The sequence below is a fragment of the Stenotrophomonas nitritireducens genome (genome assembly GCF_001700965.1).
GTDB lineage: Bacteria > Pseudomonadota > Gammaproteobacteria > Xanthomonadales > Xanthomonadaceae > Stenotrophomonas > Stenotrophomonas nitritireducens_A.
Window position 1 is genome coordinate 3,696,021 of the sequence record NZ_CP016756.1, and the last position, 23,630, is coordinate 3,719,650.

A 23,630-nucleotide genomic window follows, 5' to 3' on the forward strand; every position below is an offset into this window, starting at 1 on the left:
ACTTACTTGAAATCCAGGGTCTTCTCGAACGACTTCAGTTCGTGTCGCGCCATCGCCAGGTTGGCGTGGGTGCGATCAAGCATGACGTACAGGAACAGGTCCTTGTTGCCGTCAAGCGGGCGGATCAGGTGGTACTGCTTGGACAGGGTCAGCAGGATGTCTTCCACCACATCGGTCAGGCCGAGTGCGTTTGCGACGCGACGCTTGGCACGGACCACGTCGGCGTTGCCGGCGGCGGCAACTTCCATGTTGATGGCGCCGCCGCCCAGGGTGCCCAGGGTCATGCCACTGTCGCCGTCCACCAGTGCCGCGCCGATGAAGCCGGCGATTTCGCTCAATGCGTCAAGTCTTACGTTTGCAGCCATTTCCCATCCAATGAAGTAAATATTTCTACAAATGCAAAGCCCGCGCAGGTGGATCCCGGGCGAGCGGCGGCGAAGCATAGCGAAAACCACGCAATAGCTGCCAGCCGTGATGCATACATGCAACTTCCTGCGGGCCTGCGTGGCACAGGAGGCCGCGCAGGCTCGCTGCGCAGCCTGCCGAGCAGGCCTGGGCACTCAACGGAAGAACTGGCTGGGTGTCAGCCCGAAGCGGCGCTTGAACATGGTGGCGAATGCGCTGGGGCTTTCGTATCCGAGCGCCAGGGCCACGTCGATGACCTTCTCGCCTACCGCCAGCCGCTCCAACGCACGCAGCAGACGCGCCTGCTGGCGCCATTGGCCGAAGGTCATGCCGAGCTCGCGGGCACACAGGCGCTGAATGGTTTTCACGTCCACCTGCAGGCGTGCGGCCCAGTCCTGCAAGGTGGACGCGTCGTCCGGATGTCGCTCCAGCTGCCTGCCGATCCTGCGCAATCGCGGATCGCTGGGTTCGGGCAGATGCAACGGCAGCACCGGCAAGGTCTGCACCTCATCCAGGATCAAGCGCATCAGGCGGCCGTCGCGGGAGTGCTCGTGATAGGGCTGTGCCACGCTGGCGGCGGCGTGAATCAGGGCCGCCAGCAGTGGCGTGATGGAGACCGCCGATGGCGTGGCCGGTGCCTGCGGCATGTGACTGGGGGCGATGTACAGGCTGCGCATGCGTACCGCACCGATGCAGTGCACCTGGTGGCCGATACCGGCGGGCATCCAGATCGCGCGGGTGCTGGGCACCACCCAGCGGCCCATGCCGGCGCGCACCACCAGCACGCCGGTTTCGGCGTAGATCAGCTGGTGCCGGTCGGGGTGGTGGTGCAGGGGAATCGGCGTGGTGGCGTCGTAGTCGCGTGCCTTGCAGTACACGGCGGTATCGGGCCCCACCGGCAGCGGCATGCGCCGGCCTTTGCGGGAAGCTATGTCCTTTTCGAGAAGATGCATGACCATATCGCGCAGGATGGGCGTGGTGCTTGAATCTACCATGCGATCCGCCTCCCCAACTGCAGTCATGCCATGTCATCCATTGCTCCATCGGTTGCAGTCCCTGCTCCACAACGTCGTCCCGTCGCTGTCGGGGTGCTGGCTGCGATCAGCAGCTCGCACTTGGTCAACGACATGATGCAGTCGCTGATCCTGGCGCTGTATCCGATCTTCAAGGGCCAGTTCCATCTGAGCTTTGCCCAGGTGGGCCTGATCACGCTGACCTATCAGCTCACCGCCTCGGTATTCCAGCCGCTGATCGGCCTGTGTACCGACAAGCGCCCGGCGCCGTACTCCTTGCCGATGGGCATGACCTCGACGCTGTGCGGCCTGTTGCTGCTGGCGTATGCGCCCAACTTCGGCACGGTGCTGGCGGCGGCGATGTTGATTGGCGTGGGCTCGGCGATCTTTCACCCGGAATCATCGCGCATCGCGCGCCTGGCCTCCGGCGGCCGCCACGGGCTGTCGCAATCGGTGTTCCAGCTCGGTGGCAACGCCGGCACTGCCGTCGGCCCGTTGCTGGCGGCGCTGGTGATCGTGCCGAACGGACAGAGCAGCGTGGCATGGTTCGCCGGTGCGGCGCTGCTCGGCATCGGCCTGCTGAGCTATGTGAGCCGCTGGTACCAGCAGCACCTGGTTGCCAGTGCGGCCAGCCCCAGGCCGGCGCAGACCAACGCCTTGCCGCAGCTGCCGCCGCGCACGGTGGCGTGGGTGATCGCGATCCTGCTGGTGCTGATTTTCAGCAAGTACTTCTATATCGCCGGCCTGAGCAGCTATTACACGCTGTACCTGATCCAGAAGTTCGATGTATCGGTGCAGAGTGCGCAGCTGCATCTGTTCGGCTTCCTGGCGGCATCGGCGGCAGGTACGTTGCTGGGTGGGCCGCTGGGTGACCGGATTGGCCGCAAGCCGGTGATCTGGGCATCGATCCTGGGCGTGGCGCCGTTCGCGTTGATGCTGCCGTATGCCAACCTGCAATGGACCATGATCCTGTCGATGATCATCGGCTTCGTGTTGTCCTCGGCGTTCTCGGCGATCCTGGTGTATGCGCAGGAGCTGATGCCCACCCGCATCGGCACCGTGTCCGGGCTGTTCTTCGGCTTTGCCTTCGGCATGGGCGGCTTGGGCGCGGCAGTGCTCGGCGTGCTGGCCGACCACACCAGCATCATCTGGGTCTACAAGGTGATCTCGTTCCTGCCGCTGCTCGGTATCGTCGCCGCATTCCTGCCAAGCCGCCGTGCAGTGGGCCACTGATGCGGGGAAAGTGGGCCGGCGCTTGGCGTTCGCGCACGTGACGCATAGGCTGTGGCCTGGATTGTTTGCACCACATCGCACTGATGCCTGATTCGACGACGTTACCGGCTCGCCAGCAATTTTCCACGCGCGCGGCTTTTTTCATTCCCGGCTTTGCCATTGCCTGCTGGGCGCCGCTGGTGCCCTTCGCCAAGGCCCGCGCGGGGCTGGATGATGCCATGTTGGGCGTGCTGCTGCTCTGCCTGGGCCTGGGTTCGCTGTTGTCGATGCCGCTTGCCGGGGTGCTGGCCGCGCGTCGCGGTTGCCGCCAGGTGATGTTGCTGACCGTGTTGATGATGGTGCTTACCTTGCCGCTGCTGGCGACGGCGTCCACGCCGTTGGCGATCGGTGTAAGTCTGTTGGTGTTCGGTGCCGGCATCGGTGCGATGGACTGCGTGATGAACATCCAGGCGGTGGTGGTGGAGCGTGAGTCCGGCCGCGCGATGATGTCCGGCTTCCACGCGTTCTACAGCATCGGTGCATTGATCGGCGCGGCATTGGTATCACTGTTGCTGTCGGCAGGGGCCAGCGCCTTGGCGGCGTCGCTGGTGGTTGCCGCTGGGGTGGTGGTGATCACCGCCGGCTCGGCGCGTTGGTGGCGCACCGAACGCGCGCCGCACGGTGCGTCCAGTTTTGCCTTGCCACGTGGCGTGGTCGTGGTCATTGGTGCGGTCTGCTTCATCAGCTTTCTTGCGGAAGGCTCGATGCTGGATTGGAGCGCGGTGTTCCTGCACGAGGTGCGCGGAGTGGCTGTGGCGCATGCCGGCTGGGGTTTTGTAGCGTTCAATATCGCCATGACCGCCGCGCGCCTGCTGGGTGACAGCGTGGTGAACCGTCTGGGCCCGCGTATCGCCGTGCTGGCCGGTGGCATGGTGGCGTGTGCGGGGTTCGTTCTGGCTACGCTGGTGCCCGGTTTTGCGATGGCGATGGTTGGCTATGCATTGGTGGGCATCGGCTGCGCCAATATCGTGCCGGTGATGTTCAGCCTGGCCGGGCGGCAGACGCGGATGCCGGAAAGCGTCGCCATTCCGGCCGTCACAACGATGGGCTATGCCGGCGTGTTGTTGGGGCCGGCGGCGATTGGTTTCATCGCCCAGCAGTGGTCGCTGCAGACCGCATTTCTTGTTGCCGCTGCGGCATTGGCCTGCGTAGCGGTGATTGGTTCGCTGCTGCGGGTGCGCTGACGGCACCCGCAACACAACGTTGGCTGGTCAGTAGGGGCTGGCGGTCGGGCGGATGATGATCTCGCTGGTGTCGACGTCGGCCGGCTGACAGAGGGCGAAATGGATGGCGCGGGCAATTGCGTCCGCACTGATCGCGACCTTGCGGAAGGCCTTCATTTCCTCGCGGCCCTGGGCATCGGTGATGCTTTCAGCCAGTTCCGATTCGGTCACCCCTGGGCAGATGGTGGTGACGCGCAGGTCGGTGTTCTCTTGGCGCAATCCTTCGGAAATGGCCCATACCGCGTATTTGGTGGCGCAATAAACCGCCGAGGTCGGCGATACCGCATGTGCGCCGATGGACGCGATGTTCACCACATGGCCGCTGGCCCGGGCTTTCATGATGGGCAGCACGGCGGCAATGCCATGCAGCACACCGCGGATGTTCACATCGATCATCCGGTTCCATTCATCGACCTTGAGCGAGGCCAGTGGTGACAGTGGCATCACCCCGGCGTTGTTGATGATCACATCGATGCGGCCATGGCGGGCAATAGCCTGATCGGCGAAGGCCTGGACATCCTCACGGCGGGTCACGTCCAGCCTGCAGGCATGGGCAATGCCACCTTGGGCGACGATCTCGGCGGCCAGTACGTCAAGCCGTTCGCTGCGGCGTGCGCCCAGCATCACGCTGGCGCCGGCCTTGGCCAGCAGGCGGGCGCAGGCTTCACCTATGCCGCTGCTGGCGCCGGTGATGAGGATGACCTTGTTGTCGAGCTTGTGCATTGGACTGGCTCCAGTGGAAAAGGGTTCATTGGGAGGCGATGGGGGCGGGCACGCGGATCAGCTGCATGCCGGCGTGGTGCAGCACGCCATCGATGAAGTCGCCATCGGCGCTGAAGCCGGTGTCATCGAGATAGGTGATGTGGGTGCTGTCGATGCTGTAGCTGCCGCGGTAGGCGCTTTCGCGCCGGCCGCGTGCTTCGTCATAACGCCCGTCGGGCTGCAGGTGATGGTGGGCGTGGCCGTCGCCGGTGATCCACAGGCCGAGATAGGGATGTGTCTGCAAGCGGGTTTCCTTGAGCAATATTGGGCAGGGGGCGTACCGGGGAGTGCGCACTGGACCGGTGCGGCAACGATAGGTTCGCGGGATTGTTCAGGGAATTCCCTTGGCGCTGGACGCTGCGGTTACCATTGCTAACCAATGGATGCCGACCTCAATCTTCTGCGTGTATTCCTGGCCGTTGCCGAAGCGCGCAATTTCCGCTTGGCCGCGGACCGGCTGGGCGTGACGCGCTCGGCGGTCAGCCAGGGCATGCGACGGCTGGAGGACAGCCTGGGCATCGGTCTTGTGCACCGGACCACGCGCAATGTGTCGCTCACCGAGGCCGGTGAGCGCCTCTACCGCAGCATTGCCGAACCGCTGGACGCGGTAGCCACGGCCTTGGGTGAAGCGGTGGTGGCGGGGCCGCCGCGCGGTCTGTTGCGGGTGGCGGTGACGTCGATCGCCGAACCGTTTCTGTCCGGGCCGCTCATTGCGTCCTTTGCCGAGGCCTACCCGGGCATCACCCTGGACGTGACCGTCACCGACGACGAATCGGACATCGTTGCCGCCGGTTTCGATGCCGGGGTGCGGTTGGGGGAAGTCATCGAACAGGACATGATTGCGGTGCCACTTGGCGGGCCGCAGCGGCAGGTTGTTGTGGCGTCGCCGGCCTATCTCGCTCGCCATGGCGCTCCTACGCATCCGCGTGAACTGGCGGCGCATCGCTGCATCGGTTGGCGGCGCGCGCCCGGGGTAGCGCCGTATCGCTGGGAATTCGGCAATGACTCGGGTGACTTCGAGGTGGCCGTGTCGCCGCAGATAACCACCAACGACATGCAGTTGATGGTGCGTACGGCACTGGCCGGCGGCGGCATCACCATCGGCATGGAGGACAGCTTCCGCGCGCACCTTGCGGCTGGTGCGCTGGTGTCCCTGCTGCAGGATTACCTGCCGTCGTTTGCCGGCTTCTATCTGTATTTTCCAAGCCGCCACAACCAGGCCCCGAAGCTGCGCGCGCTGATAGCGCACGTGCGTGCTTTCCATTCGGTAGTGGATGGGGGAACTGCATCCGAACGGTGATGCCTGGTTGCGGCCACTGATGGCGTGGCTTCGGATAGGCACGTGCCAGTGGGCGACGATGCCGGTCTGTCTGCGGGCAATCACGGCACAGGCGCCGCAGCATGCCGAGTGCCGGCATGCTGCAGGCCATTGCCCGCCGCGGCGGGTGACCAGCGTCGGCCGTTCATGTGTGGCGATGAACTGATGCGTGACCTTCGGCGGGTCCCTCGACAGCTGCCGATCCTTTACCCTCGGAGGTTGCGCCGCGCTGTCTTGCGCGGGCCTTTCCTGTTTGGCCGGAGATATCCATGTCGTTTTCCAAGCTCGTCCCGTTGTCCCTGACGGTTGCAATCGCCGCCTCGCTGGCCGCCTGCGGCAAGACCGATACGGCGCCCGCCCCGGCGGCCGAAGCCAAGGCCGCGTTCGACCAGTCGCAGCTCAAGACCTCGCTGATCTCGCTCAATGCCGCCGATCTGGACCCCAACATCCAGGCCTGTGCCGACCTGAACGGCTTCGTCAACAGCAAGTGGCTCAAGGCCAACCCGGTGCCGGGCGACCAGACCACCTGGGGCAGCTTCGAGATCCTGCGTGAGCGTTCGCTGGAAGTGCAGCACGCGTTGGTTGAGCAGGCAGCTTCCGGCAAGGCCGCTGCCGGTTCCAACGAAGCCAAGATCGGCGACATCTGGAAGACCGGTTCGGACGAAGCCACCATCGAGGCGGCCGGCATCAAGCCGCTGCAGCCGGAACTGGACAAGATCGCCGCACTGGGCGACACCGCCGCCATCACCGGCTACCTGCGTGAGGCCTATGCGCAGGGCAATGGCTTCCTGTTCTCGCTGTATGCCAGCCCGGACTTCAAGGATTCGTCCAACGTCATCGCCTATGTCGGCCAGAGCGGTCTGGGTCTGCCGGAGAAGGGCTATTACTTCGATGCCTCGCAGGCCAAGATCCGCGATGCCTACGTTGCCTACATCGAGCAGCTGCTGACGCTGTCCGGCGTCGACGCCGCGCAGGCCAAGGAGCAGGCCAAGGCGGTGATGGATTTCGAGACCCGTCTGGCCAAGGCCTCGTTGTCGCGCATCGAACTGCGTGACCCGGCCAAGCGCTACAACCCGGTCAGCGCCGCCGATGCCGACAAGCAGACCCCGAATTTCAGCTGGACCGCACTGTTCGACACGCTGCAGATTCCGGCCAAGGACAAGTTCTCGCTGGCCCAGCCGGGCTTCTTCAACGAACTGAACACCATGCTGTCCGACGTGCCGGCCTCCACCTGGCAGGCCTACCTGCGCTTCCACACGGTGGACAACGCCGCGCCTTACCTGAGCAAGAACTTCGAGCAGGCCAACTTCGATTTCTTCAGCAAGACCCTGCGTGGCCAGCAGGAAATGCAGCCGCGCTGGAAGCGCGTGCTGGACTCTGTGAATGGGTCGATGGGCGAAGCGCTCGGCCAGCTGTACGTGGACGCGGTGTTCCCGGCCGAATCCAAGGTGGCGATGGAGCACCTGGTGCAGAACCTGTCGGTCGCGCTGAAGGCGCGCTTGGAAGGCCTGCCGTGGATGGGCGAGGACACCAAGAAGAAGGCGCTGGAGAAGTGGGCCAGCTTCACCCCGAAGATCGGCTACCCGGACAAGTGGCGTGACTGGTCTGGCCTGACCACCAGCAGCGACAGCTATCTGGGCAACGTGCAGGCCGCGCAGGCCTTCAACTACCGCTACATGCTGGGCAAAATCGGCAAGCCGGTGGACAAGACCGAGTGGGGCATGACCCCGCAGACGGTGAATGCCTATTACAACGCCACCAAGAACGAAATCGTGTTCCCGGCCGCCATCCTGCAACCGCCGTTCTTCGACGCCAAGGCCGATCCGGCGCTGAACTACGGTGGCATTGGCGCGGTGATCGGCCACGAGATGATGCACGGTTACGATGACTCGGGCAGCCAGTTCGCCGCCAACGGTAACTTCGACAACTGGTGGACCGATGCCGACCGCAGCGCGTTCAACGGCCGCACCGATCAGCTGGTGGCACAGTTCGACGGCTACGAATCGCTGCCGGGCGTCAACGTCAAGGGCAAGCTGACCCTGGGCGAGAACATCGGTGACCTCGGTGGTCTGACCGTGGCCTATGACGCGCTGCAGATGGCGCTGAAAGAAGACCCCAAGGTCAACGTACCGGTTGATGGCTACAGCCAGGACCAGCGCTTCTTCATGAACTGGGCCACCGTGTGGCGTCGCAACTTCACCGATGGCGAGCTGCGTGTGCGCCTGAACACCGATCCGCATGCACCGGCCAACTTCCGCGCCAATGGTGCGCCGTCGAACATGCCGTCGTATGCCGCTGCGTTCCAGTGCAAGGCCGGTGATGCGATGGTGCGTGCCGACGACAAGCGTGTGGTGATCTGGTGATCACCACGGTACATCGTGCGTAACGTTTGAACGAAGAAGGCCCGGCATTGCCGGGCCTTCTTTTTGGCAGGGTTACATCGGCGCGCGGGCCGACTGGCTTTTGTGGGAGCGGCGTAAGCCGCGAAGCAGATACACCATCAGGTCGCACGTTTGCCAACAGCTTCCGCAACATCAGCCTTCGCGGCTTACGCCGCTCCCACAATGACTGTAACCAGGCTGGGTTCGCTGAGTTTTGTAGGAGCGGCGTAAGCCGCGAAGCAGATAAGCCATCAGATGGCCTATCTGCCAAGAGCTGCGGCGATGCCAGCTTCGCGGCTTACGCCGCTCCTACATGGTTGCGTCCTATACGAGCGCGCCGAGCAGTTTCGCCGCGAACGCGCGTTCTTCCTCGCGCAGCGTCAACACCCTTACGCCGGTCTCCGTCACCTCGACGGTGTGCTCGCATTGCGCCGACAATTTTCCATCGCGCGTGGTCACGGTCCAGCCATCGTCGTGGTTGTCGATTGCCGCGCGGCCCTGATTGATCATCGGTTCGATGGTGAAGGTCATGCCGGGCTGCAGTTCCAGCCCGGCGCCGCGATGGCCGTAGTGCAGTACCTGTGGTTCCTCGTGCATTTCGCGGCCGATGCCGTGGCCGCAGTACTCCTTCACCACCGAATAGCCGGCGGCCTTGGCATGGCGCTGGATGGCGTAGCCGATGTCGCCCAGCGTCGCGCCGGGGCGTACCGCGGCAATGCCCTTCCACATCGCCTCGTTGGTGATGCGTACCAGCCGCTGTGCCGGGTGGCTGACGTCGCCGATCAGGAACATGCGGCTGGAATCGGCGATGTAGCCGTTCTTCTCCAGGGTGATGTCCAGGTTGACGATGCTGCCGCTGCGCAGGATGTCCTTCGACGACGGCACGCCGTGGCAGACAACCGTATCGATGGAGCTGTTGAGCACATAGGCGAAGCCATACTGGCCCTTGCTGGCAGGGCGCGCCTGCAACTGCTCTACGATGAAGCGCTCCACCCAGTCATTGACCTGCAGGGTGGTCATGCCCTCCAGCGGCAGCTTCAGCAGTGCCTCGAACACGGAAGCGAGCAGACGGCCGGATTCGGCCATCAATGCCAGTTCATGTGGCTGCTTGATCATGCTTCTGCTACCCGCATGCTTGCCGGGCTTACCCCGGCCGCCGCAAGTTCTCGGGCGACCAATTCCTGGAAGCTCAGCTGCGGATTGAGTTCGCACAGCATGCCGATCTTGATCCAGAACCCGGCCTGCGCGTTGATGGAGCGCCCCGAGACCGAGCTGGCCCTGCGCAGGTTGTCATGCAGTTCGTCGTCGATGTTCACGATGCCCACGAGGCGCTCCGGCTAAAAGAATGCACGGATCATATACGAATCGTATATATCAGCACTGAATCCATCTTCGCCAGAGAGCTCGGGCAGGGCGTTGCAGCCACCGACGTTGACGTCGGGGCAGGGGAGTTTGGAAGGTATTCAGCGTTGGGCCAGCGGGCAGGCTTGGAATGGCCCGGCACCGCCGCTATAATCGCCGGCTTACCGCGCCATCCTGGCGACTGGGCAACATAGGAAAACACCACCATGGTCAAGATTCGACTGACCCGCGGCGGCGCCAAGAAGCGTCCGTTCTACCACATCATCGTCACCGACGTCCGTAGCGCCCGCGACGGCCGCAACATCGAGCGCGTCGGTTACTACAACCCGGTTGCCCAGGGTGCCGAGCAGCGCGTTGTGCTGGATATCGCCGCTGTCGACAAGTGGGTTGCCAACGGCGCTCAGCTGACCGACAAGGTTCGCAACCTGTACAAGGAAGCGACCAAGGCCCAGGCCGCTGCGGCCTGATCCTGGCGGGCCGCGCGCAAGCGCGGCCCGACTGCTATATGAAGAAAGATATCGAGCGCCGGATCCTGCTGGGCAGGGTTGCCGGCGTTTTTGGTGTGCGCGGCGAACTGAAGCTTGAGTCCTGGACCGAGCCACGTTCCGCCATTTTCAAATACCAGCCTTGGATTCTGCGTACCCCCGCGGGGCAGGAGTCCGAGCTGACCGGTGTGCGTGGCCGCGATTCGGGCAAGACCCTGGTGGCGACCTTCCCGGGCGTGACCGACCGCGACGTGGCCGAGTCCATGATCGGGACCGAGATCTACGTCGCGCGCAGCGCCTTGCCGCCGCCGAGCGCGGATGAGTACTACTGGGTGGATCTGGAAGGCCTGGACGTGCAGACCGTCGAAGGCGTCAAGCTGGGCATTGCCTCGCACCTGTTCAGCACCGGCTCCAACGACGTATTGGTAACGCGTGGCGACCGTGAGCGGATGATTCCGTTCGTGATGGGCGACTTCGTCAAATCGGTGGATTTCGAGGCCAACCTGATCGTGGTTGATTGGGATCCGGAGTTCTAAAGCCCGTGCGTGTAGATGTCATCAGTCTGTTCCCGGAATTCCTCGCCCAATCGGCCGCGCTTGGCGTGGTCGGTCGTGCGCAGGAGCGGGGCTTGCTGGAGCTGCATGGCTGGAACCCGCGCGACTATGCCCAGGGCAATTACCGGCGGGTGGACGACCGTCCGTTCGGTGGCGGCCCGGGCATGGTGATGCTGATCGAACCGCTGCGCGCGGCCCTGGCAGCGGCGCGTGCCGCTGATCCCGCCCCGGCACCGTTGATCTATCTCAGCCCGCAGGGCCGGCCGTTGGACCAGGCCAAGGTCCGCGAGTTGGCTGCGCTGCCGCGGATGATCCTGCTGTGTGGCCGCTATGAAGGCGTGGACGAGCGTTTCCTGGCGAGCGAGGTGGACGAGGAGATCTCCATCGGCGATTACGTGCTGTCCGGCGGTGAGCTGGGTGCGGCGGTGATCATCGATGCGGTCACCCGCCTGCAGGAGGGCGCCTTGAACGATGCCGAATCGGCCGTCCAGGACAGTTTTGAAGGTGACGGCCTGCTGGATTGCCCGCATTACAGCCATCCGGCCAGCCATGCACTGGGCGATGTGCCGGACGTGCTGCGCTCCGGCAACCACGCCGCCATCGCTGCCTGGCGCCGCCAGCAATCGCTGCTGCGGACCGCCCTGCGGCGCCCTGATCTATTGGACGAGGCCAGCCTGAACAAGGCTGACCGCAAGCTGCTGGCCGACGCCCGGCAGCGGCTTGCAGATTCGTTCAAGCAAGCTACTGGCGCCGGTGGCGATCAGTAGGTTAGAATTGCGAGTTCCCGTTGGCTGAATGGCCTTGCGTGGAATCAGAACAATAACGTGCAGCGCAATCCGGCGACTGTATGAGCCCAAGCTGTCGATCCGACACGCCCACCCCGAACAATCGGTGTAACCCAATGAGCAAGCTGAACAAGTCCATCGTCGCGGAATTCGAATCCGCCCAGATCACCCGCGAACTGCCGAAGTTCAGCCAGGGCGACACCGTCGTGGTGAACGTGAAGGTTAAGGAAGGCAACCGTGAGCGCGTGCAGGCATACGAAGGCGTCGTCATCGGCACCAAGAATGCTGGCCTGAACTCCGCTTTCACCGTGCGCAAGATCTCGCACGGCTACGGCGTCGAGCGCGTTTTCCAGACCCACAGCGCCATCATCGACTCGGTCGAAGTGAAGCGCCGCGGTAAGGTTCGCGCCGGTAAGCTGTACTACCTGCGTGGTCTGGAAGGCAAGGCTGCCCGCATCAAGGAAGACTTGGCTGCTGCCCAGCAGGCCAAGGCTGCCCGCCTGGCTGCCAAGGCTTCTGCCGAGTAATCCCGCCAACAGGCCCAGCCTGTTTGCAGCAACGGCCACCTTCGGGTGGCCGTTTGCGTTTGTGGGGTTGGGGGCTGGGAAGCTTGGGAACGCTGGAAGCGGGAAGCGGGAAGCGGGAAGCGGGAAGCCCCCTCATCCGCCCTCCGGGGCACCTTCTCCCGCAGGCGGGAGAAGGGAAGGCTGGCATTGCTGTGTGCTGAGGTATTGCGTGCGCTCCGGCTTGCGCTCCGGCCTGTGCTCTAGCCTTTCGCTCTCCGGCTTGCGCTCCGGCCTGTGCTCTAGCTTTTCGCTCTAGCTTTCGCTCTGGCTTGTGCCTTGGCCTGTGCTTTGGCTTTGGCTGGTGCTCTGCGCGGCCAACTATCAAGCAGCAGAAAAACCTGGCTATCCCTTCTCCCGCTTGCGGGAGAAGGTGCCCGGAGGGCGGATGAGGGCGCTGTTGCCCTGTGCTTGCTTATGCCGTTGCCGCTGCAGTTGCCGCTACCGCTAAATCAGGTCTCAGCGGAAATGCGCCTCGATCTGCTCCAGCGTCTTGCCCTTGGTCTCCGGCAGCCAGAACGCGGCAATCAGGAAGAACGCGAACGTACACGCGGCCCAGAACAGGAACATGCTGGCATAGCCGTAATGCCCCACCGTCGGCAGGAACACCGCCGCGATCGTGGTCGACACAAACTGGTTGATCAGCAGCGCAATGCTCATGCCATTCGACCGAATGCGGTTTGGCATCAACTCCGACAAGGCCAACCACACACATACACCCGGGCCCACCGCGAAAAACGCCACGAATACCAGGATGCAGGCTGCCACCGCCCAGCCATGCGACGCCGGCGGCACCGGGCCTATCCAGGCCTGCTCGATGCGCAGCGGTGCATTGGCGGCGGTGCTCGGATCCGGGAACGGATTCAGATGCAGGCCACGGAAGAAATGGCCAATCACACTGTCGCCGCGCACGGTGGTCGCGCGTTCGATCAGCAACTGCTGGTCGCTGGGGTTGTCACTGCGCAGCGAACGCACGTCGCTGAAACCGCCGTAGCTCCATGACACGGTCAGCTGCGAGGGTTGCCCGTCGCGATTGCGGGTGCCGGCCAGCTGATGCCATTGCGCCGGATCCAGCTGCAACTGCAGGCCATCGCCCTGCACCGCGTGCTGCAACGCCGGCTGCACATCAGCGCGGCCCTGTTCGGCCTTGAAGAACAGCATCGCAGCGGCCAGCAGAGCAAGACAGATGCCGCCGCTACCAATCATCAACAGGAACTTGCGGCCCTTGCGATCGACCAGGAACAAGGCCACCAGGGTCATGATCACGTTGAGCAGCTTGATCGCCACATCCGCGCCATTGGCTGCGGCACCGGGCAAGCCGGCCTGGTTGAGGATGTTGACCGCGTAGGCGAGGATCGAGTTGATGCCGGTGGCCTGGGTGAAGGCCAGTACCAGGCAGGCCAGCACGAACGGCACCATGTAGCGGCGGCTGAAAAGCCGGTCGCGCTCGCCATCGGCCTTGGCCGTCACCGGATTCTGGATCTGCGCCAGCGTGGCTTCCACCTGTGATGCCGGCAGCGTGGCCTGCAGGCCGCGGCGTGCGGCATCAATGCGGCCACGGCGCACCAGCCAGCGTGGTGATTCATTGAGCCAGAACAGGCCGATGCAGAACACCACGCCCGGCAGCAGGCAGGTCCAGAAGATGGTGCGCCAGGCCTGGTCCTTGACCGCGAACAGATGCTGCGCCTGCTGGACCAGGGGCAGATTGCGCACGGCCTCGGCCGCGGCATCCACCGAATGTGCCTGGTACAGGCCGATCAAAGCCGCCAGCACCAGCCCCACCGTCAGCAACAACTGGAACATCGCCGCGCCGCGGCCGCGACGCTCTGGTCCCAGTACTTCGGCCAGATACAGCGGCACCACCACGCCGATCAAACCACCGCTGATGCCTTGCAGCAGGCGTCCCAGCAGCAGCGGCGTGTAGCCCGAAGCCAGCGCCATGATCGGGATGCTGGCGGTGAACAAGATGCCGGCCAGCAGCATTGCGCCACGTCGGCCGATCAGGTCGGCGATCATGCCGGCGAACAATGAGGACAACACGCTGCCCAGCAGCACCGCAGCCACCACGAAGCCCATCTGCTGGCTGCTCAGTTGCCAGGCATGGCTGGCGGTGGCTTCCAGGTAGGGCAGGGCGCCGGCGATGATGCCGATATCAATGCCGTACAACAGTCCTCCCAGGCCGGCGATGAACAGCAGATAGCGCACGGGCCAGCGTGGCGCGGCGTCGCTGGCGGGCACGGCAAAAGAGGTGTCGGTCATCAACGCGTTCCTGGGGCAAGATTTTGTAGTGCCGAGCCATGCTCGGCTGTACTTTGCTCCGGCGTTTGCGCTGCCGGACCGCGCCGCGCATCCGCGCGGTATGCCGAGCGCGGCTCGGCACTACATGTAGCGGATCAGTTCGGGTCGACCCGGTGGCCGGCTATCCATACCTGTTGCAGTTGCAGTTGCGGGTCCAGCACCACCATGTCGGCGCGAAGGCCGGGGGCGATGCGGCCGCGGTCTTCCAGGCCCAGGTAATCGGCCTGGATGGTGGAAACACGCTGCGAGGCGTCGGCCAGTTCCAGCCCGACATCGACCAGGTTGCGCAGCGCCTGGTCCATGGTCAGTGCGCTGCCGGCCAACGAACCGGTCGACAGCCGCACGCAGCCCATGCACTTGTGCACGCGCTGTTCGCCCAAGGCGTACTCACCATCGGGCATGCCGGTGGCGGCGGTGGCATCGGTGACCGCATACAGGCGCGGGATCGCGCGCACGGCCATGCGGATGGCGCCGCGATGCACGTGCTGCAGATCGGGAATCAGTTCGGCGTACTCGGCATGCGCCAAGGCCGCAGCGGCGATGCCGGGCTTGTAGTGATCAACACCGGTCATGCCGTTGAACAGATGGGTGAAGCCGCTGGCACCGGCCTGCAGTGCGGCCACTGCGTCTTCATAGGTGCCGGCACTGTGGCCGATCTGTACGCGGATGCCCATCGCCGCCAAGGCGGGGATCAGGGCTGTGTGCTGGCCGATCTCCGGTGCGATGGTCAGTACCTTGATCGGTGCCAGTGCGTGCAGGTGCTGCACTGATTCCAGCGTGGCTTCGAGCGTGCGCGGCGGTTGCGCGCCCAGCCGCTGCGGGCTGATGAAAGGGCCTTCCAGATGCACGCCGATGATCTGCGCGGCATCCGCATCCGGCGTTGCCATCACCTGCGCCACACCGCGCAGGGCGTTTTCGATCTCGCCGTACTCGGCGGTCATGGTGGTGCCGAGCAGGGTGGTGGTGCCATAGCGGGCGTGGGTGTGGGCGATGCGACGGGCGACATCGCCGCCCTGCATCAGGTCCACGCCGGCAGCGCCATGCACGTGCAGGTCGATGAAGCCGGGCAGGATGATCAGCAGCTCGCCGCCATCACCGGCGTGATCGTCCACCTCCAGCGTGCGCAGCTGCTGGTCGAAATGGACGTGGCCGCGGCGCCAGCCCAGCGGGGTGAGAATGCGGCCGTACAGGCTGCGGGTATCGGTCATAGCGGTGGCTCGGCGGTGATCACTTCGATGCCCTGCCGCTGCAGCCCTTCGCGGGTTGCCTCGTCGATGCCGGGGTCGGTGATGATGGCGTGGATCTGGTCGAGACGGGCAATGCGGTGCAGGCTGACGCGGCCGAATTTGGAGGCGTCGGTCAGTACCACGATGCGGCGTGCGCGTTCGACCATGCGGTGATTGAGGCGGGCTTCGGCTTCGTCATGAGTGGTCAGGCCGAACTGCAGGTCCAGGCCATCGACGCCAAGGAACAAGGTGTCGAAGCTGTACGAGGTGAGGCTGGCTTCGGCCTGGCTGCCCTGCAGCGACAGTGACTGCTTGCGCAGCAGTCCGCCGGTCAGCAGGACATTCACCGCCGGCGCATTGGCCAGCTCCCAGGCGATGTTCAAACCATTGGTCATCACCGTGACGTCGCGGTGATCGCGCAGGTGCCGGGCCAGGGTCATGGTGGTGGAGCCGGAGTCGATGATGATGTTGTCGCCCGGCTGCACCAGCTGCGCGGCGCGCATGCCGATGGATTCCTTCAACGACAGGTTCAGCGCATCCTTCTCGTGGATGTCCTGTTCCTGCGGCGGCATCCGTACCAGGGTGGCGCCGCCGTGGGTGCGCGTGGCCAGGCCCTGCGCCTCGAAGTGGCCCAGGTCGGTACGGATGGTCACCGCCGACACGCCGAACTGTTCAACCAGTTCGGCAACCTGCACCGTGCCTTGGTCGATCAGGCGCTGCAGGATCTGCTGTCGGCGGGGACGGGTATTGCGCATGGTTGGTTCTCTTGTGCGTTTGAAAGCGGAGATTAACCGTTCGCAAGGTTCGCGGCATGCGAACTTTCGCTTTGCTTGCGAGTACCTGCCTCATTGGCACTACAGGCGCGCGCGTATTCGTCCAGGCACTGGCCGATGCGATGCTGCACCAGCGCTGCCGGCGTGGCGGCCAGCTGTCCTTCGCGAACGGCCAGATACTGGCCCGGCAGGTATTGGCTGAGCAGCACCAGCGGCGGGGTGTGTTGTTCAAGGTTGGCGAACAAGGTCTGCACGGCCTGCAGCAGTTCCGGCTCGCCCCAGTAGTAGCGGCAGCGGTCGCTGAAGGCGTAGGCGCGCAGCAGACGCAGGGTGGCTTCATCGCCGTGGTAATGCGCCTGCCAGTTCTTCGGCTTGGCCAGCATCACCTGTTCCAGTACCTGCGGCAGCTTGGAGCACTGCGCTGCGGGCAACAGTTCGCTTTCAATCGCGGCCAGCGCGAACAAGGCTTCGCGGTAGGCGAACGTCGCGGCCGGGCCAACCTTGAGGATGGCGAAGTGATCGCGCACCAGTGCGTGCAGGCCGGATTCGCGCTGGTAATCGGTGGAATGCGCTTCAAACACGATGCGCGGCTGCTGTTCCAGGAAATCAGCCAGTTCAGCGGCGGCAGCGGCGTCGTACTCGTGCACGCTGCTGTGGTCGAAATCCACGCCCGGTTGCACCACCATCGCAATCACGCGCTGCCAGGCATCGCGCAGTTCTGGCGTATCAAACGCCTGCTGGTGGATGGCAAGGGTCTGCGCGGCGGCCGCGGGTGTGGTCACGGCCAGCCCGCCTGCCAGCGAGGCCTCGCCACCGGGAATCGGCACTTCGGTGCCAATCACGTAGACCGGCGGCGGCAGGCCCATGGCCTTGGCGGTGGTCTCGGCGATGACCGCCAGCTCGGCCGAACGGGCGGCGACGGTGGCGTCGGGCAGCGGTGTCGGGTCGTCGGCGCAGGACATGCTGCAATCCAGGTGGATCTTGTGGAAGCCGGCAGCGACATAGGCGTCGATCAGCACGCGCGCGTTGGCCATGGCTTTGGCGGCGGGCTGCTTCTGCCAGGCATTCGGGCCGAGGTGGTCGCCGCCCAGGATCAAACGCGCATGCGGGAAACCTTCTTCATCGGCCAGTGCTTCCACGTAGGCGCGGTACTGCGGCGGGGTCATGCCGGTGTAACCGCCGAACTGGTCAACCTGGTTGGAGGTGGCTTCGATCAGTAGCACGGTGCCGTGGCGCGCGGCCACGTGCATTGCCGCGCGCAACACCTGTTCGTTGCTGCAGCAGACGCTGTACAGGCCGACGTTGTGGCCTTGGCGATGAGAGGCAAGCAGGGATTGCAGCGGTGACATGGTCAGGCTCCGGGAATCAGGTAAGCGGGTTGGCAGGCAAGCAGGGCGGCACCACGTGCGCCGCCGGCATCGCCGAAGCGTGGCGGCACGATGGGGGGCACTTCCACGCCATTGAACAGATGTGCGGCAATGGCCGCGGGGAGTTGCTGGTACAGCGGCGCGTACTGCGACAGGCCGCCGCCCAGCACGATCACGTGCGGGTCCAGCGCCAGAATCAGCGCGGCGAAACTGTGCCCAAGCAGATCACGGTGGATGTCCAGCGCGTTGCTGGCGCGGCTGTCGCCAGCCTCGGCCAGGGCGATGACCTCGCTGGCGTTGGCGGCGGTGCCGCCGAGGTGGCGTTCGATCATCGCCACGCCGCTGCCGGAGACGTAGCGCTCAACGCAGCCCTGCAGGCCGCAGCCGCATGCCAGCAGAGGCAGGCCATGGCGTTGCAGCAGGTTGGCCGGCACGCTCCAGTGGCCCCATTCACCGGCCAGGCCGTTGAAGCCACCCACCAGCTTGCCATGCAGGCAATAACCGCCACCGGCGCCGGTGCCGAGGATGGCGCCGAACATGCTGGCGTAGCCATCGGCCGCGCCGCCATGTGCTTCTGACAAGGCAAAGCACTGCAGGTCGTTGCCGAAGTGCAGCGGCCGTTGCAGGCGCGCCTGCAGATCGGCAGCGACGCACTGGCCGGTCAGTGCCGGTACGTTGGCGCTGAGCTGGCGGCCGCTGCGGCGTTCGCGCACGCCCGGCAGGGCGATGCCGATGGCCTGCGCGCGCTGGCCGAGTTCTGCATCGGCGTCGCCCACCAGCATTTCTACCGCCTGCAGGAAGCCGCTGTAATCGCCCTGCGGGGTGGCGATGCGTTTGCGCCACGCAACCTGCAGGGCGGCATCGCAGGCCACCAGTTCTATCTTGGTACCGCCGATGTCGATGCCGTAACAGGCTGGTGCGCGGGTATCAGCCATGGTGGATGGTGACGCCCTTGACCACGCGGTTGACGGTGCCGTCGGGGAACGGATTGTCCGGCGTCAGCCCAAGTGCGGCCGAGCGCTGCAGGGCATACAACTGCGCGAACGGCAGCCATACCGGCGCCAGCCAGCTGTCGGGCAGTCCGGCTACCGGCAAGGAATAATCGTCGTGGATGCCCAGATCCGAATGCGGGCCGATCGACAACACCTTGCCGGCGACGCCATCAGCGCGCAGTTCTTCCAGCAGGTCCTGTTCGTAGCGGCGTGACAGCGGCTCGGCACTGCGCAGTACAACCACCAAGGTCTCATCGTTGAGCGTGGACTTGGGGCCGTGGCGGAAACCCAACGGCGTATTGGCCAGCGCCAGCACGCGGCCGGCGGTGAGTTCCAGCACCTTCAATGCGGCCTCGCGGGCGAGGGCTTCCAGCGGGCCACTGGCCAGGTAGATCACCCGGTTGTACGGCTGCGTGGCCAAGGCGGCGACCGGCGCATCCCAGTTGCGCAGGCCCTGGCGCGCAAGCGCGGCAACCTGCTGCAGGTGATGTACGCGTTCGGCCCACGGTGCACTGTCGAACACGCTCAGTGCGGCCAGCAGCATGCAGCTCAGGCTGCTGGTCATGGCGAAGGCGCGGTCGCAGCTGGCGGCCGGCATCAGCAACGTGCAGGTGTCGTCCCGGTCGGCGCCACGGCGGGCCAGTTCGCCGTCGGCGTTGCAGGTGATGTCGAGGAAGCGCGCGTCGTCCACGTCGGCGCGCACGCGATCGACGGCGGCCACGCTTTCCGGGCTGGAACCGCTGCGGCCGAACGACACCAGCAGGGTCGGGCGGTCGCGCTGCAGATACAGCGCCGGGTGGGTGAGCAGGCTGGTGGTGTGCACGGCGCGTACTTCAGCCGGCCACTGCGCGTTGATGCTGTCGGCCACCATCTCGGCGATGAAGCCGGAGCTGCCGGCACCGGTGAAGATCACCCGTTGGCGCGGGTCGGACAGGCGCTGGCCGAGGAAATCCTGCAGGCGCGTGCTGGCCTGCTGCAGATCAACTGCAAGGGTTTCCCACAGCGCGGGCTGCTGGGCGATTTCGCGGGCGGTATCGGCTCCGCCCAGGCGCTGCCAGGCGGTCAGATCGTGAAGCAGGGTGGCATCCATGTGTGATTCCTGTTTGGCCAGCGCACGATCTTTCTTTTCTTTCGAAATGTCAAATAGCGAAAGTAAAGCGAAAGAAAATAATTCAGCGGGTTTGCCCGCTTGAGAATCGTCCCAAGCGAAAGGTTTCTCGCGAAACGCTTTCGCAGCAATGAATACAGTCAGCTGGATGATATGAAAGGTGTTGCTCTGCACCATCTTTCGTATGGAAGAAATCTTACTTATCTTTGGCTTTCATTTTGTTGACATCTTTCGATTTACTGCCCTAGAGTCGGCGCACTCGGTTTCGAAACGCCCGTTGAACGGGTTGGAGGCAAGGTGGAACACTGCGTTCGTCAATCGCCGCTGTTGCTGGCCCTGCTTTCGGCCCTGTTGTTGACGGCAGTGACCGCACAGGCCGAGCCCATCGGCAACCTGCGCTCGGTCGCTGCCAGTGATGGCCGCGACGGCGTACGCGCCTGGGACGTGCGCAATGACAACGGCAGCACCCTGCGCATCGAGGTGTTGGCCAACGACATCGTGCACGTGCAGGCCGGCCGCAACGGCAAGTTGAGCGGAGCCGGTGACAAGGCGGCCCCCATCGTGTTGCCGCAGCCAGTACAGCCGGTGCAGGCACAGCTGGAGGAAGACGCGCAGGAAATCCGCGTGCGTACCCCGGCGCTGGTCCTGCATGTGCAGCGACAGCCCTTGCAGCTGCGCCTGGAGCGGCTGGACGGCGGCAAGCCGGTACCGCTGTGGCAGGAACAGCAGCCGCTGGACCTGGCTGCCGAACAAACCGTGCAGGTGCTGTCCTCGCAGGCCGATGAAGCCTTCTACGGAGGCGGTCAGCAGAACGGCCGTTTCCAGTTCAAGGGCCGCGAGCTTGAAGTTTCCTATTCCGGTGGCTGGGAAGAGGGTGACCGCCCGAGCCCGGCACCGATGCTGCTCAGTTCGCGCGGTTGGGGCATGTTGCGCAACACCTGGAGCGATGGCAGCTACGACCTGCGCCAGCCCGATCAGGCCACGCTGCTGCACCGCGAAGACCGCTTCGACGCGTATTACTTCGTCGGCAATGATCTGCAACGGCTGCTGGAGCGCTATACGCAGTTGACCGGGCGGCCGAACATGGTCGCGCGCTGGGCGTTGTCCTACGGCGATGCCGATTGCTACAACGACGGCGACAACATCAAGAAGCCTGGCAGCGTGCCCGAAGGCTGGAGCGACGGCCCCACCGGCACCACCATCGATGTGGTCAACAGCGTTGCCGCCAAGTACCGCGAATACGATATGCCCGGTGGCTGGATCCTGCCGAACGATGGTTACGGCTGCGGCTACAAGCAGTTGCCGGAAACCGCGCAGGGGCTAGCCAAGTACGGCTTCAAAACCGGTCTGTGGACCGAGAACGGCGTCGACAAGATCGCCTGGGAAGTAAGCAAGGCCGGCAGCCGCGTGCAGAAGCTGGACGTGGCCTGGACCGGTCAGGGCTATCAGTTCGCGATGGATGCCAACCGCCAGGCCTTCGACGGCATCCTCAACAATTCCGACTCGCGCCCGTTCCTGTGGACGGTGATGGGTTGGGCTGGCATCCAGCGCTACGCGGTGGCGTGGACCGGCGACCAGAGCAGCAGCTGGGACTACATCCGCTGGCACGTGCCGACCCTGGTGGGTTCCGGTTTGTCCGGCATGGCCTACGCCAGCGGCGATGTCGATGCGATCTTCGGCGGCAGCGCCGAAACCTTCACCCGCGACCTGCAGTGGAAGACCTTTACGCCGGTGCTGATGGGCATGTCCGGCTGGTCGGCGAACGCGCGCAAGCACCCGTGGTGGTTCGACGAACCCTATCGTTCGATCAACCGCGATTACCTCAAGCTGAAAATGCGGCTGACCCCGTATATGTACGGACTGGTGCACGAGGCTGCACAGACTGGCGCGCCGCCGGTACGCGGGCTGATGTGGGACAACCCGCAGGACCCGCATGCGCAGGATGAAACCTACAAGTACCAGTTCCTGCTCGGCCGCGATCTGCTGGTTGCGCCGGTCTACCGCAGCCAGGCGGCAAGCCGTGGCTGGCGCCGCGACATCCATCTGCCTGCCGGCGGTTGGTACGACTATTGGGATGGCCGCCATCTGCAGGCCGGTGCCGCAGGCCGGCAGCTGGATCGCCCGGTCGAGCTGGCGACGCTGCCGGTATTCGTGCGTGCCGGTGCGATCCTGCCGATGTACCCGGAGATGCTGTTCGACGGCGAAAAGCCGTTGGATGAAGTGAGTTTTGATCTGTATCCGCAGGGCGAGTCCAGCTACACGCTGTACGAAGATGATGGCAGCACCCGCCGTTACCAGAAGGGCGAATCCAGCACGCAGCAGATCCGCGTGCAGGCACCGGCGCAGGGCAGTGGCCCGGTGCAGGTCGAGATCGCACCGGTGCAGGGCGAGTACCAGGGCCAGCTGGCGCAGCGACGCTATGGTCTGCGCGTGCTCAACCGCAGCGCGCCCAAGGCGGTGCAGCAGGATGGTCGCGCGCTGCCGCAGCTGGCCGATGCCGCTGCGCTGCAGGCCGCAGCAGAAGGTTGGTACTTCGATGCCGGTGAGCGCAAAGGCACCTTGCATGTGCGCACTGCCAGCCAGGACATCCGTGCGCCACTGAAACTGCAGCTGGATTTCCCGATAGCTGCCGCACTGGCCGACGATGCTTTCCCGAACGCGCCGGAACTCGGCCGCGCGCTGCCCTCCGACAGCCTGTTGGTGGTCAACCGCCCGGCCGAAGAGCCCGGCCATCCGCTGGAAAACGCATTCGACGACGATCCGGCGACGTGGTTCCGCAGCGTGCGCAACCAGGCCATCCGCACGGGTGCCCACGAATGGGTGGTGGGCTTTGGCGAGCGCAAGCTGATCGACGGCATCGAGCTGGCCCCGCGAAACGACAAGAACTGGAAGCACGGTCAGGTACGCGACTACGAAATCTACATGGGCGACAGCAATGGCGAATGGGGCCAGCCCATCGCACGCGGGCACCTGCAGTTGAAGGAAGGCGTGCAACGCATCGACTTCCCGGCCCATGCCGGCCGGCTGCTGCGCTTCCGCGTACTCAGCGTGCAGAACCCGGAAGGCGACGGCGCCGGCGCAGCCGATCCGATGGTGACCGCAGCACAGGGCAATGCCGCACGTGCGGTGGATGCACTGCAGCCACGCGATGTTGGGCCGATTGCACTGTCCACCTTCCATATCCTCGAGCAGCAAACGGCCGAGCGGCCGGCGCGGCAGCTATACCTCTCCCAGCTGCCGCTGCCGGCCGTGTTGGCCGCCCAGGTGCATGCCGACCGCTCGTTCGCCGCTGAAGTGCCAATGCGCATGAATGACCTGCAGTTTCGTCGCGGTCTTGGCGTCGGTGCACAAAGCCGCATCGACATGAAGTTGAAGGGCCAGTGGAAGACACTGCGCGCCGACCTGGGTGTTGATGACCAATGCCGTCAGGCCGGTGGCCTGCAGTTCCAGGTATGGGGCGATGATCGCCTGCTCTATGACAGCGGCTTTGTGAAAGCACCGGGTGTGGTCAAGCCCGAGCTCGACATCCGCGGTCTGTCCAGACTCAGCCTGCGCACCTTGGGCGCGCAGGGCAGCCAACCGTCCCAGGTGTGCGCCAACTGGGCCAATGCCGTACTGATCGGCGAGGAGGGCGATTCCGCCGACATCCTCGCGCCATGACCCACCCGTAACACCGCTCCCCACCGGATTACCCCGGCTACGGCCCAAGAACCGTGGCATGGGATCGCTTTGCCCGCCATCTG

At 64.7% G+C, this 23,630-nt stretch carries 21 protein-coding genes; 9 read left to right on the forward strand and 12 right to left on the reverse strand.

What is annotated here, in order from left to right:
* Positions 1-2: 2 nt before the first annotated feature.
* Entirely contained in the window at positions 3-365 is a 363-nt protein-coding gene (locus BCV67_RS15755) for a hypothetical protein (RefSeq protein ID WP_057626610.1), read from the reverse strand.
* Between the two features lie 195 nt (positions 366-560).
* Positions 561-1,313: an AraC family transcriptional regulator gene (locus BCV67_RS15760; RefSeq protein ID WP_428999525.1), complete on the reverse strand. Its 753-nt coding sequence runs from the start codon at positions 1,311-1,313 to the stop codon at positions 561-563.
* 117 nt (positions 1,314-1,430) lie between these two features.
* Here BCV67_RS15760 and BCV67_RS15765 point away from each other — a divergent pair, with 117 nt between their 5' ends.
* Together BCV67_RS15765 and BCV67_RS15770 are read left to right on the forward strand one after the other, a co-directional pair.
* Complete coding sequence (locus BCV67_RS15765) at positions 1,431-2,651, forward strand: MFS transporter (RefSeq protein ID WP_062168530.1); 1,221 nt, start codon at positions 1,431-1,433, stop codon at positions 2,649-2,651.
* Positions 2,652-2,734: 83 nt separating this feature from the next.
* Positions 2,735-3,874, forward strand: coding sequence for an MFS transporter (locus BCV67_RS15770; RefSeq protein ID WP_062168528.1), 1,140 nt, complete (start codon positions 2,735-2,737; stop codon positions 3,872-3,874).
* Positions 3,875-3,901: 27 nt separating this feature from the next.
* On the opposite strand, the gene BCV67_RS15775 is transcribed toward BCV67_RS15770, so the two are convergent.
* Positions 3,902-4,636, reverse strand: coding sequence for an SDR family oxidoreductase (locus BCV67_RS15775; protein WP_062168526.1), 735 nt, complete (start codon positions 4,634-4,636; stop codon positions 3,902-3,904).
* A gap of 25 nt (positions 4,637-4,661) precedes the next feature.
* Positions 4,662-4,919 carry an Atu4866 domain-containing protein gene (locus BCV67_RS15780; protein ID WP_428999481.1) on the reverse strand — a complete coding sequence of 86 codons (258 nt, stop codon included), beginning with the start codon at positions 4,917-4,919 and terminating at the stop codon, positions 4,662-4,664.
* 135 nt (positions 4,920-5,054) lie between these two features.
* Here BCV67_RS15780 and BCV67_RS15785 point away from each other — a divergent pair, with 135 nt between their 5' ends.
* Both BCV67_RS15785 and BCV67_RS15790 read left to right on the forward strand, forming a co-directional pair.
* On the forward strand, positions 5,055-5,975 hold the full coding sequence (locus BCV67_RS15785) for a LysR family transcriptional regulator (RefSeq protein ID WP_062168522.1): 921 nt from the start codon (positions 5,055-5,057) through the stop codon (positions 5,973-5,975).
* 287 nt (positions 5,976-6,262) lie between these two features.
* The gene (locus BCV67_RS15790) at positions 6,263-8,356 is read left to right on the forward strand and encodes a M13 family metallopeptidase (RefSeq protein WP_062168520.1); all 2,094 of its coding nucleotides are present in this window, start codon (positions 6,263-6,265) and stop codon (positions 8,354-8,356) included.
* A gap of 342 nt (positions 8,357-8,698) precedes the next feature.
* Here BCV67_RS15790 and map read toward each other — a convergent pair whose 3' ends face one another.
* Both map and BCV67_RS15800 read right to left on the reverse strand, forming a co-directional pair.
* Complete coding sequence (gene map, locus BCV67_RS15795; RefSeq protein ID WP_062168518.1) at positions 8,699-9,490, reverse strand: type I methionyl aminopeptidase; 792 nt, start codon at positions 9,488-9,490, stop codon at positions 8,699-8,701.
* Positions 9,487-9,699, reverse strand: coding sequence for a ParD-like family protein (locus BCV67_RS15800; RefSeq protein WP_062168516.1), 213 nt, complete (start codon positions 9,697-9,699; stop codon positions 9,487-9,489). Before BCV67_RS15800 ends, map begins: the two co-directional genes overlap by 4 nt.
* Positions 9,700-9,942: 243 nt before the next feature.
* On the opposite strand from BCV67_RS15800, the gene rpsP reads away from it, so the two are divergent.
* From rpsP to rplS, 4 genes are all read left to right on the forward strand, one after another.
* Positions 9,943-10,203, forward strand: coding sequence for a 30S ribosomal protein S16 (rpsP, locus tag BCV67_RS15805; RefSeq protein ID WP_054664242.1), 261 nt, complete (start codon positions 9,943-9,945; stop codon positions 10,201-10,203).
* Between the two features lie 38 nt (positions 10,204-10,241).
* Positions 10,242-10,757, forward strand: a complete 516-nt coding sequence (rimM, locus tag BCV67_RS15810) for a ribosome maturation factor RimM (protein WP_062168514.1) — start codon at positions 10,242-10,244, stop codon at positions 10,755-10,757.
* Between the two features lie 5 nt (positions 10,758-10,762).
* The gene (gene trmD, locus BCV67_RS15815) at positions 10,763-11,542 is read left to right on the forward strand and encodes a tRNA (guanosine(37)-N1)-methyltransferase TrmD (protein WP_062168512.1); all 780 of its coding nucleotides are present in this window, start codon (positions 10,763-10,765) and stop codon (positions 11,540-11,542) included.
* Between the two features lie 134 nt (positions 11,543-11,676).
* Positions 11,677-12,087 (forward strand): 50S ribosomal protein L19, encoded by a 411-nt coding sequence (gene rplS / locus BCV67_RS15820; protein WP_057626601.1) that lies wholly within the window; start codon positions 11,677-11,679, stop codon positions 12,085-12,087.
* 495 nt (positions 12,088-12,582) lie between these two features.
* Here rplS and BCV67_RS15825 read toward each other — a convergent pair whose 3' ends face one another.
* The 6 genes from BCV67_RS15825 to BCV67_RS15850 form a co-directional block, all read right to left on the reverse strand.
* Positions 12,583-14,382, reverse strand: coding sequence for an MFS transporter (locus BCV67_RS15825; protein WP_062168510.1), 1,800 nt, complete (start codon positions 14,380-14,382; stop codon positions 12,583-12,585).
* A 134-nt stretch (positions 14,383-14,516) separates the two neighbouring features.
* Positions 14,517-15,629 (reverse strand): N-acetylglucosamine-6-phosphate deacetylase, encoded by a 1,113-nt coding sequence (gene nagA, locus BCV67_RS15830; RefSeq protein ID WP_062168508.1) that lies wholly within the window; start codon positions 15,627-15,629, stop codon positions 14,517-14,519.
* The gene (locus BCV67_RS15835; RefSeq protein WP_428999526.1) at positions 15,626-16,435 is read right to left on the reverse strand and encodes a DeoR family transcriptional regulator; all 810 of its coding nucleotides are present in this window, start codon (positions 16,433-16,435) and stop codon (positions 15,626-15,628) included. The genes nagA and BCV67_RS15835 overlap by 4 nt, the downstream gene beginning before the upstream one ends.
* A complete protein-coding gene (locus BCV67_RS15840) occupies positions 16,435-17,769 on the reverse strand; it encodes a D-tagatose-bisphosphate aldolase, class II, non-catalytic subunit (protein ID WP_062168501.1) in 1,335 nt (444 codons plus the stop codon). The genes BCV67_RS15835 and BCV67_RS15840 overlap by 1 nt, the downstream gene beginning before the upstream one ends.
* Positions 17,770-17,771: 2 nt before the next feature.
* Entirely contained in the window at positions 17,772-18,722 is a 951-nt protein-coding gene (locus BCV67_RS15845) for an ROK family protein (RefSeq protein ID WP_062168499.1), read from the reverse strand.
* Complete coding sequence (locus BCV67_RS15850) at positions 18,715-19,869, reverse strand: SIS domain-containing protein (RefSeq protein ID WP_062168497.1); 1,155 nt, start codon at positions 19,867-19,869, stop codon at positions 18,715-18,717. Before BCV67_RS15850 ends, BCV67_RS15845 begins: the two co-directional genes overlap by 8 nt.
* A 315-nt stretch (positions 19,870-20,184) precedes the next feature.
* Here BCV67_RS15850 and BCV67_RS15855 point away from each other — a divergent pair, with 315 nt between their 5' ends.
* Positions 20,185-23,547, forward strand: a complete 3,363-nt coding sequence (locus BCV67_RS15855; RefSeq protein ID WP_062168495.1) for a TIM-barrel domain-containing protein — start codon at positions 20,185-20,187, stop codon at positions 23,545-23,547.
* The last annotated feature ends 83 nt before the right edge of the window (positions 23,548-23,630 follow it).